This window comes from Priestia koreensis (assembly GCF_001274935.1).
Classification (GTDB): domain Bacteria; phylum Bacillota; class Bacilli; order Bacillales; family Bacillaceae_H; genus Bacillus_AG; species Bacillus_AG koreensis.
In genome coordinates, this window is record NZ_LILC01000011.1 from 192,584 (window position 1) to 209,738 (window position 17,155).

At 39.8% G+C, this 17,155-nt stretch carries 17 protein-coding genes, 1 riboswitch and 1 other annotated feature (1 of these 19 only partly in view); of the genes, 11 read left to right on the forward strand and 6 right to left on the reverse strand.

The window, feature by feature from the left end; all coding sequences use genetic code 11:
* Window positions 1–35 precede the first annotated feature (35 nt).
* Window positions 36–216: riboswitch (Lysine riboswitch) on the forward strand.
* Between the two features lie 160 nt (window positions 217–376).
* Window positions 377–1,609, forward strand: a complete 1,233-nt coding sequence (locus AMD01_RS08200) for an aspartate kinase (protein ID WP_053400901.1) — start codon at window positions 377–379, stop codon at window positions 1,607–1,609.
* Between the two features lie 35 nt (window positions 1,610–1,644).
* On the opposite strand, the gene AMD01_RS08205 is transcribed toward AMD01_RS08200, so the two are convergent.
* Window positions 1,645–2,130 carry a YslB family protein gene (locus AMD01_RS08205; RefSeq protein WP_053400902.1) on the reverse strand — a complete coding sequence of 162 codons (486 nt, stop codon included), beginning with the start codon at window positions 2,128–2,130 and terminating at the stop codon, window positions 1,645–1,647.
* 486 nt (window positions 2,131–2,616) lie between these two features.
* Between AMD01_RS08205 and AMD01_RS08210 the strand changes: the two genes are divergently transcribed.
* The 7 genes from AMD01_RS08210 to AMD01_RS08240 all read left to right on the forward strand — a co-directional run bounded on the left by AMD01_RS08210 (window position 2,617) and on the right by AMD01_RS08240 (window position 10,058).
* Window positions 2,617–3,225 carry a succinate dehydrogenase cytochrome b558 subunit gene (locus AMD01_RS08210; protein ID WP_053400903.1) on the forward strand — a complete coding sequence of 203 codons (609 nt, stop codon included), beginning with the start codon at window positions 2,617–2,619 and terminating at the stop codon, window positions 3,223–3,225.
* A 32-nt stretch (window positions 3,226–3,257) separates the two neighbouring features.
* The gene (sdhA, locus tag AMD01_RS08215) at window positions 3,258–5,060 is read left to right on the forward strand and encodes a succinate dehydrogenase flavoprotein subunit (RefSeq protein ID WP_053400904.1); all 1,803 of its coding nucleotides are present in this window, start codon (window positions 3,258–3,260) and stop codon (window positions 5,058–5,060) included.
* Entirely contained in the window at window positions 5,057–5,830 is a 774-nt protein-coding gene (sdhB, locus tag AMD01_RS08220; RefSeq protein ID WP_053400905.1) for a succinate dehydrogenase iron-sulfur subunit, read from the forward strand. The genes sdhA and sdhB overlap by 4 nt, the downstream gene beginning before the upstream one ends.
* Before the next feature lie 158 nt (window positions 5,831–5,988).
* Window positions 5,989–6,456: an acyl-CoA thioesterase gene (locus AMD01_RS08225; RefSeq protein ID WP_053400906.1), complete on the forward strand. Its 468-nt coding sequence runs from the start codon at window positions 5,989–5,991 to the stop codon at window positions 6,454–6,456.
* 133 nt (window positions 6,457–6,589) lie between these two features.
* On the forward strand, window positions 6,590–6,814 hold the full coding sequence (gene gerE / locus AMD01_RS08230; protein ID WP_053400907.1) for a spore germination transcription factor GerE: 225 nt from the start codon (window positions 6,590–6,592) through the stop codon (window positions 6,812–6,814).
* A gap of 333 nt (window positions 6,815–7,147) precedes the next feature.
* A complete protein-coding gene (locus tag AMD01_RS08235) occupies window positions 7,148–7,840 on the forward strand; it encodes a response regulator transcription factor (protein ID WP_053400908.1) in 693 nt (230 codons plus the stop codon).
* A gap of 28 nt (window positions 7,841–7,868) precedes the next feature.
* A complete protein-coding gene (locus tag AMD01_RS08240; protein ID WP_053400909.1) occupies window positions 7,869–10,058 on the forward strand; it encodes a sensor histidine kinase in 2,190 nt (729 codons plus the stop codon).
* Between the two features lie 36 nt (window positions 10,059–10,094).
* Here AMD01_RS08240 and rsgA read toward each other — a convergent pair whose 3' ends face one another.
* Window positions 10,095–11,156, reverse strand: coding sequence for a ribosome small subunit-dependent GTPase A (rsgA, locus tag AMD01_RS08245; RefSeq protein WP_053400910.1), 1,062 nt, complete (start codon window positions 11,154–11,156; stop codon window positions 10,095–10,097).
* Between the two features lie 399 nt (window positions 11,157–11,555).
* On the opposite strand from rsgA, the gene AMD01_RS08250 reads away from it, so the two are divergent.
* The 3 genes from AMD01_RS08250 (at window position 11,556) to AMD01_RS08260 (ending at window position 13,941) form a co-directional block, all read left to right on the forward strand.
* The gene (locus tag AMD01_RS08250; protein ID WP_053400911.1) at window positions 11,556–11,840 is read left to right on the forward strand and encodes a HesB/IscA family protein; all 285 of its coding nucleotides are present in this window, start codon (window positions 11,556–11,558) and stop codon (window positions 11,838–11,840) included.
* Between the two features lie 92 nt (window positions 11,841–11,932).
* Entirely contained in the window at window positions 11,933–13,192 is a 1,260-nt protein-coding gene (locus tag AMD01_RS08255) for a DUF445 domain-containing protein (protein ID WP_342666971.1), read from the forward strand.
* A 107-nt stretch (window positions 13,193–13,299) separates the two neighbouring features.
* On the forward strand, window positions 13,300–13,941 hold the full coding sequence (locus AMD01_RS08260) for a Bax inhibitor-1/YccA family protein (RefSeq protein ID WP_053400913.1): 642 nt from the start codon (window positions 13,300–13,302) through the stop codon (window positions 13,939–13,941).
* Between the two features lie 34 nt (window positions 13,942–13,975).
* On the opposite strand, the gene AMD01_RS08265 is transcribed toward AMD01_RS08260, so the two are convergent.
* The 4 genes from AMD01_RS08265 to AMD01_RS08280 form a co-directional block, all read right to left on the reverse strand.
* A complete protein-coding gene (locus AMD01_RS08265) occupies window positions 13,976–14,317 on the reverse strand; it encodes a DMT family transporter (RefSeq protein ID WP_053400914.1) in 342 nt (113 codons plus the stop codon).
* A 13-nt stretch (window positions 14,318–14,330) separates the two neighbouring features.
* The gene (locus AMD01_RS08270; protein WP_053400915.1) at window positions 14,331–14,648 is read right to left on the reverse strand and encodes a DMT family transporter; all 318 of its coding nucleotides are present in this window, start codon (window positions 14,646–14,648) and stop codon (window positions 14,331–14,333) included.
* Window positions 14,645–15,178, reverse strand: coding sequence for a TetR/AcrR family transcriptional regulator (locus tag AMD01_RS08275; protein WP_053400916.1), 534 nt, complete (start codon window positions 15,176–15,178; stop codon window positions 14,645–14,647). The genes AMD01_RS08270 and AMD01_RS08275 overlap by 4 nt, the downstream gene beginning before the upstream one ends.
* A gap of 163 nt (window positions 15,179–15,341) precedes the next feature.
* Entirely contained in the window at window positions 15,342–16,727 is a 1,386-nt protein-coding gene (locus AMD01_RS08280; protein ID WP_053400917.1) for an amino acid permease, read from the reverse strand.
* Between the two features lie 331 nt (window positions 16,728–17,058).
* Window positions 17,059–17,155: a binding site (T-box leader), on the forward strand; it runs 137 nt beyond the window's last position.

Below are 17,155 nucleotides of genomic sequence, written 5' to 3' on the forward strand. Positions count from 1 at the left end.
TATAACTAATTTCATACAACACTTCAATCCGTTGAAGTGATGATAGAGGTGCGGATTTTATCAGTAGGTCACTAGAGGAGTATGAGCTCCGAGGAAGGTGATTGAAAGGAAAGGCCGCCGAAGTGAAAAGGAACTCATATCAATTTTCGCTGGTTTTGCGTTGAATAAACGTAGGACTGTCAAGATTCTTAGCAGTCTTGGAGAGCTATCTCACGCAAGCGAGCATATATGACGAATGTTTACTATATGATGCACAGCAAGCAATGAGAGATAGTCTCATTGCTTTTTTTGTTGTTTTTTAGCTCCAGATACAGCTTTTCTTCACGCAACTGCTAGGGAATGAAAGAGTAAATCTAGATGAAGAGGATGAAAGAAAATGGCAATTATCGTTCAAAAATTTGGTGGAACATCAGTAGGTTCAGTCGATCGGATTCAGAATGTTGCAAATCGAGTGACGCAGGAAGTAGAAAACGGAAATCAGGTCGTTGTGGTCGTTTCAGCAATGGGGAAAACCACCGATGAATTAGTACGTTTAGCGACGGAACTAAACGAAAAGCCTAGCAAACGAGAAATGGATATGTTGCTGACAACGGGGGAGCAAATTACGATTTCCCTGCTTACAATGGCTCTGCAGCAAAAAGGGTATGATGCGGTTTCCTATACAGGTTGGCAGGCAGGAATTGAAACAGAAAGCGTGCACGGCAATGCACGAATCACAGATATTAAAACGGCCAATATCCACAGTCAACTTGAAAAAGGAAACATTGTCGTTGTGGCAGGCTTTCAAGGGCTTTCACCGGAAGGAAACATCACGACGCTTGGGCGTGGAGGATCGGACACAACGGCTGTTGCGCTAGCGGCGGCTTTAGGAGCACAAAAATGCGACATTTACACAGACGTAACGGGCGTATATACAACAGACCCTCGTTATGTAAAAGCAGCACGTAAGCTGAAATCTATTTCGTATGATGAAATGCTGGAACTCGCTAATCTTGGAGCTGGGGTTCTTCATCCCCGAGCGGTAGAATTTGCGAAGAACTATCATTTGCCATTAGAGGTTCGTTCAAGCTTAGAATTAGAAAACGGAACGATTGTTGAGGAGGAAGCATCAATGGAACAAAACTTAGTTGTTAGAGGGATTGCATTTGAAGACAATATTTCTCGCATTACGGTAGCGGGAGTTAAAAATAGTTTAACGACACTTTCGACAATTTTTACAACACTTGCAAACTATCACATCAATGTTGATATTATTATTCAAAGCATAACATCTGCTGGGCAAAATGCACTATCATTCTCAGTTAAAACAGAAGACGTGAAACAAACGCTAGAGGTATTAGAACGCTATGCCGATCGTATCGGCTATGAGGACGTTGAACATGAAAACGACCTTGCAAAAGTTTCAATCGTTGGTTCTGGAATGTTCTCAAACCCTGGAGTTGCAGCAGAGATGTTTGAGGTATTAGCAAACCAGAGCATTGAAGTAAAAATGGTTAGTACATCTGAAATCAAAGTGTCAACTGTAGTAGCCTATGGCGACATGATTAAAGCGATCGAAGCACTTCACGAAGCGTTTGAATTATCAGTAGAGGAAACGGTGGAAGTATAATAGAAGAAAAAAGGAAGTCATAGCGACTTCCTTTTTTATAACTTATCTTTTTTATCCCATTTTACTGTAATCATTACTTTATGAGCGCGCTCTTTCAATGTCAAATAGGCTTCTGCCACACATTGATTTTGCTGCTGAATTTGTTGAGCAATGAAGCCTGCTTCTAAATGGAAGGAACAGCCTTTATTTTCTTTTAAGCGTTTTTCGACCATTGGTCCTGAAATTTCAAGCTCCATCTCATTTTTATCTTGTTTTAAAAGAGAAAGAGCCCCCCAACCGGTGCGAATAAAAAACATCACGATTTCTTCAGGTGTTTCTATAGGGTGCTTACGAGCAATATTTTTTCCTGCCCAGTATAAAATTTGCTCCGTATCTTTCCCTAATAGATCAGGTAATAGTACATCGCGGATAAGCTGATAACCAAAGTATGGCACACTCATACTATCTGAGATGGGTGGTGTGTCGGTGTGCTCTTTTTGTTGAGTAATAGTCTGTTCTTCTTCAGTATGTACGTTGCTCATGTTTTGTCCCTTCTTTCCTAAGCATCATAATCCGTAAACGGTATGCTGTGATAGCGCAAGTTCAATGATTCGTCATTTGACACATTAACGTTTGGTTTCATTTACAATTGTCTTTCGCCATAGGTTTCTGTAAGTAGTTTTAATACGAGGTTTTTTTTATGTGGTTGGAAAATCTTAAAAAATTTTCGTAATTATAGATTAGCACAATTATTCACATATTAGTATTGCTAGAATAATGATTTTGGAAAATGATTTAAATTTTTAGTGTAATAGAATTCATATTTTATATAACAATTAACCTTCCAATCCTTGACGGTCTTTTTCTATAGGAGTAAAATTAATTTGTCAGATTAATTTCAATTTCATAAAAAATGCAAGGGTTTACAAACACAGTATTTTACATAAGGAGAAGGAAGGATGGGGAAACGTTTACTTTGCCTTTGTGCCTTTGCAACTATGTCTATTTTCTAAAGGGGGCTTGAACTTATGGCAACAAGCAAGGAATTTCAGTTACGCAGATTACATTCACTTTTAGGAGTTCTTCCGGTTGGTCTTTTTCTATTACAACATTTAGTGGTAAACCATTTCGCAACAGGCGGCGCTGAGTCGTTTAACAAAGCAGCAGAATTCATGGAGCATTTACCATTCCGATATGTTTTAGAAACTGTTATTATCTTTTTGCCTTTATACTTTCACGCAATTTATGGATTGTACATTGCCTTTACAGCAAAAAGTAATGTAGGAAAGTTTAGTCACTTCCGTAACTGGATGTTTATGCTACAACGAATCACAGGTGTAATCACGTTAATTTTCGTCACATGGCACGTATGGCAAACACGCGTGCAAGCAGCGTTAGGTTCAGAGGTTAACTTTGATATGATGGCTGACATTTTCAGTAATCCAGCAATGGTTGCATTTTATATCGTCGGAATTTTATCAACAGTATTCCACTTTGCTAACGGATTATGGTCATTCGGTGTAACATGGGGTCTTACAATTACTCCACGTGCACAGCGCATCTCTACTTATGTAACAATGGTTATCTTTGTAGCGTTAGCAGTAGTAGGAATTCAAGCGATTTTAGCATTCACGTGATTTTAACTAGCAGGTAAAGGAGTAGATTTACCATGGGTAAAGGGAAAATTATTGTAGTCGGTGGCGGATTAGCAGGTCTAATGGCAACGATTAAAATAGCAGAAGCTGGTCAACAAGTGGACTTATTTTCAGTCGTACCAGTAAAACGCTCACATTCTGTATGTGCGCAAGGGGGTATTAACGGAGCGGTTAATACAAAAGGTGAAGGCGATTCACCTTGGGAACATTTTGATGACACGGTATACGGAGGAGATTTCTTAGCAAACCAACCTCCTGTAAAAGCAATGTGTGAAGCAGCACCAGGAATCATTCACTTACTAGACCGTATGGGCGTTATGTTCAACCGTACGCCAGAAGGTCTGCTAGATTTCCGTCGTTTCGGTGGAACACAGCATCACCGTACAGCATTTGCTGGTGCAACGACTGGTCAGCAGTTATTATATGCGCTTGATGAGCAGGTTCGTCGCTTTGAAGTAGACGGATTAGTAACAAAATACGAAGGCTGGGAGTTCCTTGGTGCAATTCTTGATGACGAACGCGTTTGTCGTGGGATCGTCGCACAAGATTTAAAAACAATGGACGTGAAATCATTCCCAGCAGATGCTGTAATTATGGCAACAGGTGGACCAGGGATTGTCTTCGGAAAATCAACGAACTCAGTAATTAACACAGGTTCAGCGGCAGCAATCGTTTATCAGCAAGGCGTTCATTATGCAAACGGTGAGTTCATTCAAATTCACCCAACTGCAATTCCAGGAGATGACAAGCTTCGTTTAATGAGTGAGTCAGCTCGCGGAGAAGGTGGACGTATTTGGACATACAAAGACGGTAAACCATGGTACTTCTTAGAAGAAAAATACCCAGCTTACGGAAACCTTGTACCTCGTGACATCGCGACTCGTGAAATCTTTGACGTGTGTGTGGCGCAGAAGCTTGGTATTAACGGTGAGAACATGGTATATCTTGATCTTTCTCATAAAGATCCGAAAGAGCTTGATATTAAACTAGGCGGGATTATTGAAATCTATGAAAAATTCATGGGTGATGATCCGCGTAAAGTACCAATGAAAATCTTCCCTGCGGTTCACTATTCAATGGGTGGATTATGGGTTGATTATGATCAAATGACAAATATCCCAGGACTATTCGCAGCAGGTGAGTGTGATTATTCTCAGCACGGTGCGAACCGCTTAGGAGCAAACTCTCTTCTTTCTGCTATTTACGGAGGAATGGTTGCAGGTCCGAACGCTGTAAAATATATTAGTGGTCTTGAAACAAGCACTGATGCGTTATCAAGTAGCCTATTTGAACAGCATGAAAAGAAAGAGCTTGAAAAATGGAACAACATTATGTCTATGAACGGAAACGAAAATGCATATGTTCTTCATAAAGAGCTTGGCGAGTGGATGACAGATAACGTAACGGTTGTTCGTTACAATGACAAGCTGTTAAAAACAGATGAAAAGATCCAAGAGCTTATCGAGCGCTATGATCGTATTAACATTAACGATACGGCAAAATGGAGCAACCAAGGGGCATCGTTTACAAGACAGCTTCAAAACATGCTACAGCTTGCTCGCGTAATGACGCTTGGAGCTTATAACCGTAATGAAAGCCGCGGTGCTCACTACAAGCCTGAATTCCCAGATCGTAACGATGAGGAATTCTTAAAAACAACAATGGCAACATTTACTGGTCATAAAACGGCACCAGCTTTCCATTATGAAGAAGTAGATGTTTCCTTGATTAAACCACGTAAGCGTGATTACACGAAGAAAAAAGATGAAAAAAAAGTGAGTCAAAAGGACAAAAAGAGGGGGTTCGTTAATCCATGAGTACAACAGCAACTGCTCAAAAAACAGTGAAGTTTTCGATTTTACGTCAGGATTCTCCAACTTCTGCTCCTTATGAAGAGAAGTTCGAAATTCCGTATCGTCCGAATATGAACGTTATTTCAGCGCTGATGGAAATTCGTCGTAACCCAGTTGATGCCGATGGTAAAGACACGACGCCTATTACGTGGGACATGAACTGCTTAGAGGAAGTATGCGGTGCTTGTTCGATGGTTATCAACGGTCGACCTCGTCAGTCTTGTACAGCACTTGTCGATCAGCTAGAGCAGCCGATTCGTCTAGAGCCAATGAAAACATTTCCTGTCGTTCGTGACCTACAGGTAGATCGTAGCAGAATGTTTGATTCCTTGAAAAAGGTAAAAGCATGGATTCCAATTGACGGTACGTACGATCTAGGCCCTGGACCACGTATGCCAGAGAAAAAACGCCAATGGGCATATGAGCTTTCTAAATGTATGACATGCGGTGTTTGCCTAGAGTCATGCCCGAACGTAAACAGTAAATCAAACTTCATCGGACCTGCACCACTATCACAAGTTCGTTTGTTCAACGCGCATCCAACAGGTGCCCTAAACAAACATGAGCGCCTAAACTCTATTATGGATGATGGTGGCCTTGCAAACTGTGGTAACTCACAAAACTGTGTGCAAGCATGTCCGAAAGGAATTCCATTAACAACATCTATTGCAGCATTAAACCGTGATACAGCCATTCAGTCATTCCGTAACTTCTTCGGTAGTGACCAAATTTAATTCAGTATCACTGGACCAAGCACAGCGAGATATTTTCTTTTTTGGAAAGGAGGATGCTCTTGTGAGAGAGCATCCTTCCATCTATAAAGGAAAAGCATTTCGCTTTTCTATTAAAATATAATGAGTGAACAATCATTCATTTTTAAGGAGTGACCGTATTGAGAAAAGAAAAATACATTACAGATCTAGAACAGTGGAAGAAAGGCTTTACTTTCTTTCATGAAGTGAAGGTACGCTTTTCAGAAACAGACATGTTTGGCCACTTAAATAATACGGTACCATTTGCATATTTTGAGGAAGCGCGCATCGAATACTTTAAGCATTTAGGGTTTATGAGTGACTGGACGAATCCGCTTCACGACACGATTCCGGTTGTGGCAGATCTGCAGTGCGACTACTTGAAGCAAATCTTCTTTGATGAAAAACTGAAAGTATACGTAAAGGCTGAAACGATCGGTAACTCCTCTGTTGATATTCACTATATGGCAATCGATGAACACGGCCGTATGGGCTTTACGGGAAGAGGAACGGTTGTCCAAATATCACGTCATACCGGAAAAGGCGTGGCGTGGACAGAGGAAATGAAGACATTGTTTATGGGTGAAAAATCATTATTAGGAAAGTAGGAAAAATCATGTCATGAAAGTGGCATGATTTTTATTATTCTAGGAACCGCTTTACTCCTTCTTACATACTATATCTTGACTAAATTAACACCCATCCAATAGTTCAACTCTGAATCAGGCAAGGAGGGTTACATTGAAGGAGAAAGATTTTCAACCAAAGCCGTTACTTACAAAAAGAGAGCGCGAAGTATTTGAGCTGCTAGTTCAAGATAAAACAACGAAGGAAATTGCTAGTGACCTGTTTATCAGCGAAAAAACAGTTCGAAATCATATCTCAAACGCAATGCAAAAGCTTGGCGTTAAGGGACGTTCTCAAGCAGTTGTGGAGCTTCTACGTATGGGAGAGCTTCAATTATAAAATGAAGGCCAGTCATTCTTCGGATGACTGGTTTTTATTTTCACCTGATGTCTCTCGTTTTCATGTGTTATAATTTGGTAGATTGGGAACGTTTATTTTAACGGGTACCTTTTGCAAAAGGTACCGTTGCCCACATGACAGAGCGATAACTAAACGGGTCATGCACACGATACATATAAAAGACGACCGCTTTAAAAGTGGTCGTTTTCGCATTGTTATCGTCATCTAGTAAGCTAAAAACGTACTATTTCTTAAGAAATTCTTCATTTTTGTCCTCCCAAAATATTCAGAAATGATGGATACAATACAATTATTAAGAGATGAGGTGATGATATGACGACCTTTACTATTCTCGTAGCAGACGATGATCAAGATATAGCGGATGGAATAGAAATTTACTTAAAAAACGAAGGTTATCATGTGTTAAAGGCATCCAATGGTTTAGAGGCAATTGAACTGCTCGATCAGCATGAGGTTCATCTGATGGTTTTGGATATTATGATGCCGAAGATGGACGGCATTACCGCAACCTTTAAAATACGATCCAAAGGGAACGTGCCCATTATTATGCTTAGTGCCAAGGGAGAAGAGTCAGATAAAATTCATGGTCTTTCCGTCGGTGCCGATGATTATGTGACAAAGCCTTTTCATCCGATGGAGCTCATGGCAAGGGTTAAATCCCAGCTAAGAAGATATATTCAGCTAGGTACATATAACGAGCATGAGCAAGAAATTCGAATTGACGGGCTAACGCTAAATCAACTAGCAAAGGAAATAGCGCTAGATGGTATATCAATTCGTTTCACTCCGATTGAATACAAGATTACGGAGCTATTTATGCTCAATCCTGGAAGAGTGTTTTCCATTGATGAAATTTATGAACGAGTGTGGAAAGAGCAGGCGTATAACGCTGATAATATTGTAGCTGTTCATATTCGGAAAATTCGGGAGAAAATTGAGGTGGACCCAAAAAAGCCGCGCTATATTAAAGTGGTATGGGGCATCGGATATAAGATGGAAAAATAGAAATATGGACTTAGGGAGGATATCAAAAATGAAGAATAAGGTGTGGGGGGCTCTTATCTGGTGCTTGCTTTTGAATAGTATTATCATTGCATCTTTTTCAGTTTTACATGGTTCACCAAGCGAATATGCACAGTCTTATTTTAAAAGTGATCAATTTGATTTTGATTACGAAGAATTTACGCGTGAAATAGGACCGGTAGAACTAGCAAATTGGAGTGCGGATGAATTAAAACGAGACATTGTTATTGAGCCTCAAGATATTAAAGAATATCGAGAGCAGCACGATGTTATGGCAGAAATTCAATCAACTCAGAAACAGTATAATCGTGAAATTGAACGAGCGATTCAAAACAAAGACGAGATTACGAAGCAGGCGCTTATGAGTGAGCGGGAACGCAAAATAGGCGATATTCGAAATGACTTAATGGACGACAAATACGTGGCGTCACAAATCCGCGCGGAAAAAGAAAAGAAAATTGATATCTATATAAGCAATCTAAATCAGCGACTAAATCGACTTCATGATGAGTATCCTTATTCTTATGAATTGACCAATATTAAAACGGGAAAAACGGTTCAGTACGGAAACATCAACGACCAAGCAGCCTATAAGAAAGCGTACAGTAAAGATAAAGGCTATCTTACTACACAGCTTTTAAATAGTAGTATGGGTGACGAATGGGATAAAGGCTTCAAGCAAATGAATATAGACCCAGCTGTTTTTTACAAAGGAACCATTATTGTTCCAGAAAAGAAGCTTTCTGAATGGCAAAACTATCAGGATTTTCAACGTCAGCGAACGTCTTTCTACGTGATCATCGCATGCGGAATTCTTAGTTTAGTATGTTTACTGTTTGTCTATAAATTTCGCAAAGAGTGGTTTCAAAATCATATACTACATCAGGCATATCGTAGGTTGTCTATTGATATAAAGCTCGCTCTGTGGATTTTTACCATATTTTTAGTGCTACTAGTATCGGTAGGTACAAGTAGCACAGTTGTGAGCATGAGTACGAACTTCAATATTTTTATAGAACTTCTGTTTCTATTACCACTAGGGACGTTACTGATCTACTTAGGAATCTTGCAAACGGTGTGGCTAATAGAGGAACTAAAAGAAGGAAAGAATCTGAGAGAAGAATGGGACACAAGCGCCTTTATGAGCGCATGGAGGTTGTTAATTGTTAAACCGTTTCAAATGTTGCGTGAAGCTTTTTCAGATTCACCAATTGCTTTTCAAGTGGCGATCATACTGTTTGTTCTATTTATGTGGGGTGTCGGAACATCGCTAGTATTCACGATACCAGAGATGGCTTTAGTCTACATCATATGTGTATTCATGATCGGTCTCCCTGCACTATTTATCATTTTTTACCGCATTCGTTATTTAAATAAGCTCATAGTTGCAACAAGTCAAATTGCAACGGGCACGTTAAATGATCCTGTAGAAGTGAAGGGGAATTCTATTTTTGCGAAGCAGGCAACAATGTTAAATCAGATGAAAGAGGGCATTCACGTATCAAAGAAGGAACAAGCAAAGAGCGAACGCTTAAAAACCGAACTGATTACAAATGTGAGTCACGATCTGCGCACACCTTTGACGTCGATTATTACGTATACAGATTTATTGAAAAATCCAGATCTTACGGAAGAAGATCGTCATCATTACGTAGAAGTTCTGGACAGAAAATCACAGCGCTTAAAAACGCTCATCGAAGATTTATTTGAAGTATCTAAAATGGCAAGTGGCAATTTGGAATTACAAAAGCAGCGAATTGATTTAACAAAATTGCTTCAGCAGGCCCTTGCAGAGCATCAGGAGCAAATGGAGAAGGCAAGCTTGTCACTAAAAGTGACGACTCCGACTGAACCGTTACTTGCGTATGTTGATGGACAAAAGTGGTGGCGGGTTCTCGATAACTTAATTGTTAATGCGAGTAAGTATGCGCTTGAAGGAACAAGAGTCTATGTATCACTGAAAAAGGTAGGAGACGTAGCAGAGTTTGTTGTGAAAAATGTGGCAAAATATGAATTAAATGAAGATGCCGCAGAGCTCGTTGAACGCTTTAAGCGAGCTGATGCATCGCGTAACACCGAAGGTTCAGGGCTAGGTCTAGCGATTGCCCAATCTATTGTTGATCTTCACGGTGGTGAAATGAACATTGAAATTGACGGCGATTTATTTAAGGTCATTGTGAAGGTTCCGCTTACGATATAAAAAAAGCCCCCGTGTAGGGAATACACGGGGGTCTTCTTATTTTCGATTAAATTTTGTTCTGTCACCGGCAAGCTTCTTCCATTTCGCTTTTTCAGCAAGAGCAGCACGCTGATTTTCTTTTCGAGCGAGAAATGCCAGTTCTTTTTGAAGCTTCATATAGCTCTGATAACGACTAGCGTCCAGTGAGCCATCGTCCAAGTGCTGCTTGATGGCACATCCTGGCTCTCCTTTATGCTTGCAATCCCGAAAACGACATTGTGTCGTCAGCTCTTCAATATCTGAAAAACTATGGCTGAGTCCTTCATCTGCTTCCCATAGCTGTAGCTCTCTCATTCCTGGTGTATCAATGAGAAGGCCTCCGCTTGGTAAGAGCACTAATTCTCGATGAGTGGTCGTATGGCGACCTTTGTCATCATCTTCACGAATCGTGTTCACTTCCTGTTTGTATTCACCGTAAAGTGCATTCGTTAAAGTGGATTTTCCGACACCTGATGAGCCTAATAAAGCGACGGTGTTACCTTCTTGAAGGTAGGTGGCAAGTTCGTCTAACCCTGTTCCAGATTCAGCGCTAATAGCGTGAATGGGTACACCCATCGCAATACTTTCGACTTCTTCAATTTTGCTCATAACATCACCGCAAAGATCGGCTTTGCTTAAAATAATGACAGGGTTTGCGCCGCTTTCCCAGGCCAACAGTAAATACCGCTCAATTCGTCGTAAATTAAAATCCGTGTTTAATGCGTTTACGATGAAGATCGTATCGACGTTGGCTGCGACAATTTGTTCTTCTGTTGTGTTACCAGCTCTTTTACGAGAGAACTTGCTTTTTCGTGGTAGAACCGCGTGAATGGATGCTTTTTGTTCAGTAACTCGAGGGCTGATCACAACCCAGTCACCAACTGCTGGGAAGTCTTCACGTTCGATCGCATCGTGACGCATTTTTCCCGTAATTTCAGATAAGAGCTCACCGTGCTCAGTAAGCACGCGGTATATTCGTTTATGTTCAAGCGCTACACGACCTACTGTGTAACCCTCTTTCTGATACGATAAAAAGTCCTGATTAAATGATTCGTTCCAGCCTAATTGTGTTAAATTCAAATTAATTCCTCCAATGATTGAATGTAGATGATAAAAAAAGAGACCGGTTCACCGGTCTCCATGTATAGGGAAATATCCCCTATATAAATTAAAAACCGTTGGCTTATGCTCACAGCCTACGGATCATCAACATTACAAGTCATTAAAAGGATCTTATATGCTTTTCTCCATAGAGGGCTGTGATATGAAATTAGTTGAGATATTCGTTAACATGTTTTTCATCATACATTCCTCCTTTAAAAGCATTAAGTAAGTTCACTATATTATAATATGCATAATTTGTAAATAGGTTATTCTCTAAAAAATCAAAAAATGAGACAAGTTCTAAGCAATGTTGAATTGACAATACTTTTCTATCGGGTAGTGATTGTATATACTTAACGGTAAGGGAGATGACAGATGATGAAAGTTACAGAACGAGCAGCCAACTATGTTCAGGCGCTTCACCAAGAGCTAGGAGAAGAAGGTTTTTTGCGTATTCGTATTAAGAGCGAATGCTGCAACCAATATCAGTATTCATTTAGTCTCGCTCTTTCTCCTCAAGATGGAGATGTAACAGAAGAGATAAGTGGTATTACAGTTTTAGTGAACCAAGCTGATTGGCGTTATATGAAAGATATTAAAGTAGATGTAGTGGACGGGGAATTTATCGTTCATAATCCGCACCCGCTACTATCCCTTTAGAAGAATGGAAGAGACAACGAAAGTTGAGAGGTTGTCTCTTTTTAGGTAAAATTTAAATAGGTCCGTATTAACCTAATAAAAGGATGAACAAAATGAAATCAGAGAAAAAATATGAATCAAAGCATCTTGCTAGTATCTCGTTAGGCATTATGGGAGCAGGATTTGTGGCGACGATGCCTCTACAAGGGGCATGGTGGGGACAACTTCTTCAAGGTGGATTTGAAGCAGGTCTTGTCGGTGGTTTGGCCGATTGGTTTGCGGTAACAGCCTTGTTTCGTCATCCGTTAGGCCTGCCTATTCCACATACCGCACTTCTACCTAAAAACCGTAAGAAAATGACCAATGCGATTGTGAGCGTTGTGAAAGACGAATGGCTATCAAAAGAAAGCATTCAAGATAAAATTCAAAAGATCCGTTTTACTGATCGATTTATCTCCGTTGCAGAAAAACAAATTACGTCCGAGTCGTTGCGGAAAGGAATTGTTTCTGTGAGTGAGCAGTTCGTGCAAAAGATTGAGGTAGAAAAGCTCGTTCCTCTTGTTGAAAAAGAACTGAGAAAAGCGCTTCACTCGTTTGATATGAAGCGTGTGATTGAAGGTCTTATTGAACAGGTCATTCGCAAGGAATATGATCAAAAAGCGCTCGATTATATACTTGATCGTGTGGAAGAATGGGGAAGAAAAGAAGAAACAAGCCTACGCTTAGGAAGAATTGCGTTAGAGGCGCTTGATAATATTAAGCTTGATGGTATTTTACAGTTTGCGTTAAAATCTTTTCAAAGTTTCTTGAACGAGGAGAAGCTCGGCGGCATTCTACAAAGCTTATTACTTAGTATTCTTGGTAGCATGAAGGAAGAAGATAATCCGAATCGTCACGCTATTTTAACCCGAGTTTGCGAAGAGCTAGAAAAAGCCAAAACAAACGATGCTATGATCTCAGAAGTAAACGCTTTGAAGGACCAATTCGTTATGGATATGAATATGACCCAAGCACTTACAGACATGCTGAATCATGGCAAAGAAAAAGCATTGCGTTTCATTCATGACCCTGCCTATACAGACACGTATGTTCTTCCATTCCTTGCGAATATGCTACAAAAGCTTAAGCAGGACGAAGAACGTCTGAATAAAATGGAGCACTGGGTTCATCAGCAGATTACGAACCTCATTGAAGAAAATCATGAAAAAATTGGTTCCCTTGTCCAAGAAAATTTGGATAAGCTTGATAATGAAACGCTTATTAACATGGTCGAGAACAAGATTGGGAAGGACATTCAGTGGATTCGTGTAAATGGAGCAGTTTGTGGGTTTATGATTGGACTTGCACTTACAGCTATTGAATGGATTTTTTAAGAAGAAATGATCTTTCTGTAAAACTAAGGGATAAATGTATATAATAGAGATTAGAAGGTTTCGATAACCTTTTATGCATGGATGTACTTGATAAAAGGAGGATGTTTATGGAAGCTTTACACGTACAAAGTCGTTCACTGTTTCAAAAAGTGTTGGTAACGTTTATCATCTCACTTTTAATTGCAACAGTTGGTCTATATGTAGGACAATACGTTCCACCAGCGCTTATGTTACCGTTAGCCGTTGTAGAAATTGGAATGTTAATCGCTGCCTTTTGGCTACGCAAAAAGAAAATGGTTGGTTATGCGTTTGTTTACGTATTTACGTTTATTTCAGGAATTACGCTTTATCCGACGATTAGCTATTATTTGTCACAAACAGGTGCTAACATCGTTTTAACGGCGTTTGGTATTTCAGCAGGAACGTTTATCGTTTTTGGTTTTATCGGAACGAAAACGAAAAAGGATTTATCATTCCTCGGCTCGTTCTTATTAGTAGCGGTGCTCGCATTAATTGTTGGAAGTATTATTGCGATGTTCAGCCCGATGACAAGCACGGGTGTACTAATCTTTTCAATGATTGGTGCGGTAGTGTTTAGTTTATATATCTTATACGACTTTAATCAAATGAAACAACATGGAATTTCTGAAGAGGCGGTTCCACTTTTAGCACTTAACTTATATTTAGACTTTATTAACCTATTCTTATACGTGCTTCGTATTTTAGGTGTGTTAAATAGCGACGATTAAAAAAACATAGGCGATGCCTATGTTTTTTTTCGTTTTAAATGGATGTTTGTTTTTCCGTTGACTGCGATGTATTCAGAATGACAATGCCGACGATCACAAGCATAAGAGCCAGCACTTTCATTAGACTCATATGTTCATTAAACAGAATCACACCTAGAATAGCCGTAAGCGCTGTTCCCACACCTGACCAAGTGGCATAGGCAGACGAAAGAGGAATACTTTTTAGCGCAAGACTGAGCGAAATAAATGAGATGAGATATCCGATCGCAACCCCTATAGAAGGGAAAAGAATGGTGAAGCCGTTTGAATACTTTAGCATTGTTGAACCAAATGTTTCCGCAACAATGGCAAGTGCAAGATAAAAAGCACCTTTCATAGTGTGAGCTCCTTTATTTTGTGAAATTTAATAAGGTAATACCAACTAATAAAATAAAAATGCCAAGTGCACCTTTTCGATTGATCGTTTCTTGGAAAAATAAAATCCCCGTCAACACGGTCAAAATCGTACCTACTCCAGACCATGTGGCATACACCATCCCGAGTGGCAGTCCTTTCAGGGCAATTGAAAGAGAATAAAAAGCAATCGCATAGCCCACTGCAATGCCTACGATTGGAAGAACGCGAGAAAAACCGTTTGATGCTTTTAACATAGAAGACCCGAACACTTCTGCTACAATCGCAAGCGCTAGCGTAAAATAGCTAATCATACGTTCGACTCCTTTTCTAGCAAAGTAAATAAGTATTTCATCATACGATCTTGGCGTTCCTTTTCTATAGGCTGAAGGCCGAACATTTTGCTAAACCATAAGCCATCGCAAACAAAGCGAATAATAAGCGATAAATTCACGTTTTCGCCACCGTTTCGGATTTGCTTATCCCACTTTTCATATTGCTCCTGCCACGGATGCAGCAAGTCATGATTGTTTCCAATGGCAGCTAGCAGGCTCGTATCCAAATTTAACGATTGGGGATGCTCTAGGTCGTTAAGGGTTGCTTGAGCATACGCTTGAATGAACGACTTTGTTTGCTCTTGCTCCTTTTCTACTTCCTGATTAAATTCGTCAATAGCAAAACGACTCATTCCTTCAATGAGCGCATCCTTGCTTGGAAAATGATAAAGAAGACCACCTTTACTTACGCCCGCTTCTTTTGCTACTGCATCAAGCGTTAGGTTCGATAGTCCTTGAGACGCGATGACCGCTGAAGCTGCTTTTAAGATCTCATTTCGTTTTGACACTTGCTTCACTCCTAAACTAAACCGTCTGGTTGGTATAGTGAAAATAATAACGGCATTGAAAAAAGTTGTCAATGAGGAATGAAAACACGTGAATGCATTGTTCTAAATGGTTTTTACTAGTGGAAACATGTTAATAGGGCAGCTCATCAGCTGCCCTAAACAATTAGTCTGTTATTTTCTCGCCTACCGTTGATGGGGGAACGTGCTGGGTACTGATAGGCGTTCTACGTACAAAAAAGTATGAAAAAATAACAAGTCCTGTTACGAGGAGCGTTAAGAAGATTTGAGAACGTAACGATTCAATGAAAGCCATTGAGATCAAGATGATGGCAATAGCAGCAATCGTAAAATAGTTTAAGTAAGGGAAGAGCCACATTTTCATGGCTGGCAAGTTTTTCTTTGGTGTGTTTTTACGCAGTCGTAGGTGAGAAATGGCGATGCTTAAATAAACAATTAAACCAATTGCACCGGAAGAATTAATTAAGAATAAAAACAATTTGTCAGGTGACACGAAGCTAAAAATAGCACATATGTAAGAAGCAATCGTGCTAATCCAAACGGCTCTAATAGGAACACCACGGCTATTTACTTTTGCGAAAGCACGAGGAGCTTGTCCTTTTTTAGCTAATGAATGAATCATTCTTGAATTGGTGTAAAGAGCTGAGTTTAGACAGGATAGGACAGCAACTAAGATGACAACATTCATAATTTCTGCTGCACCAGGAATGTTCGCCATTTTTAGCATCGTTACGTAAGGGCTTTTTAGCAAACTTCCTTGATTCCATGGAAGAAGGGTGACGAGCACGGTAATCGATCCAATATAGAATAGTAAAATCCGCCAAATCACGCTGTTAATCGCAATGGAGAGGGACTTCTGAGGAGATTTGGCTTCGCCGGCTGCAATGGCTGCAATTTCGGTTCCGAAGTATGAAAACACCACGGTTATCACACCAATAAAGACGGACGTACCACCGTTTGGAGTAAAGCCACCATGCCCAAATAAATTCGACGTTCCTGGTGAAGGCACGTTAGGGAAAATCCCACAAATAATGGCAATCCCAATGCCCATAAAAGCAATGATCGCTAAAATTTTAATCATCGAAAACCAGTACTCAAATTCACCAAATGACTTGACGGAAACTAAATTTGAAAGGGTTAATAAAAACGTTAAAATAAGACTCAGTAGCCAAATAGGAAGCTCGGGGACCCATTCATGGACGATTGCTGCACCAGCCGTAGCTTCAATGGCAACGACAATAACCCAAAAAAACCAGTAAAGCCATCCAACCGTATACCCTGCCCAAGGTCCAATTGCTTCTTTCGCATAGGTAGAGAACGAACCGCTGTCCGGATTTGTAACCGCCATTTCTCCGAGCATTCTCATAAGAAGGACAACGAGAAAACCAGCAATTCCATAAGAAAGAATAGCACCTGGTCCCGTTGCGTTAATGACGCTACCACTTCCAACAAATAGACCAGCGCCAATAATTCCACCAATTGAAATCATTGAAATATGCCTTGTCTGTAGCTTATTTTCATCTTTTTTCATATACTCAATCTCCTCTCTGTAAAAAATCGTCATTGATGTTAAATATACAATATATTCAGAAAGTTTCACATCCAACTTAAGTTGTGAAACTATTTCTCAACATCTTTTTTCGGTTTTAGGCAGGAATAAAAAGAAGGAATGCATTAGTAAGGAAAGGGAGATGATTGCTAGATGTAATCAATAAAATAGAATGAACGCGCTTTCGTTTTTATGCAATCGCTTTCTTTGTTACCTGCCAATTTTAACTATTCTAAAAAAGTGGTTGACAAGTTCGGAAAAAATATATATATTTTGAAAATACTTATTAATAAAATAGTTTTACAACATATAAACAAACACGACGATCAAGAGTAGTAAAAGTTTTTTCTTTGTTACCAGAGAGCTGCGGGGTGGTGAAACGCAGTCAAAGAAATCTTTGAACTCGCTTG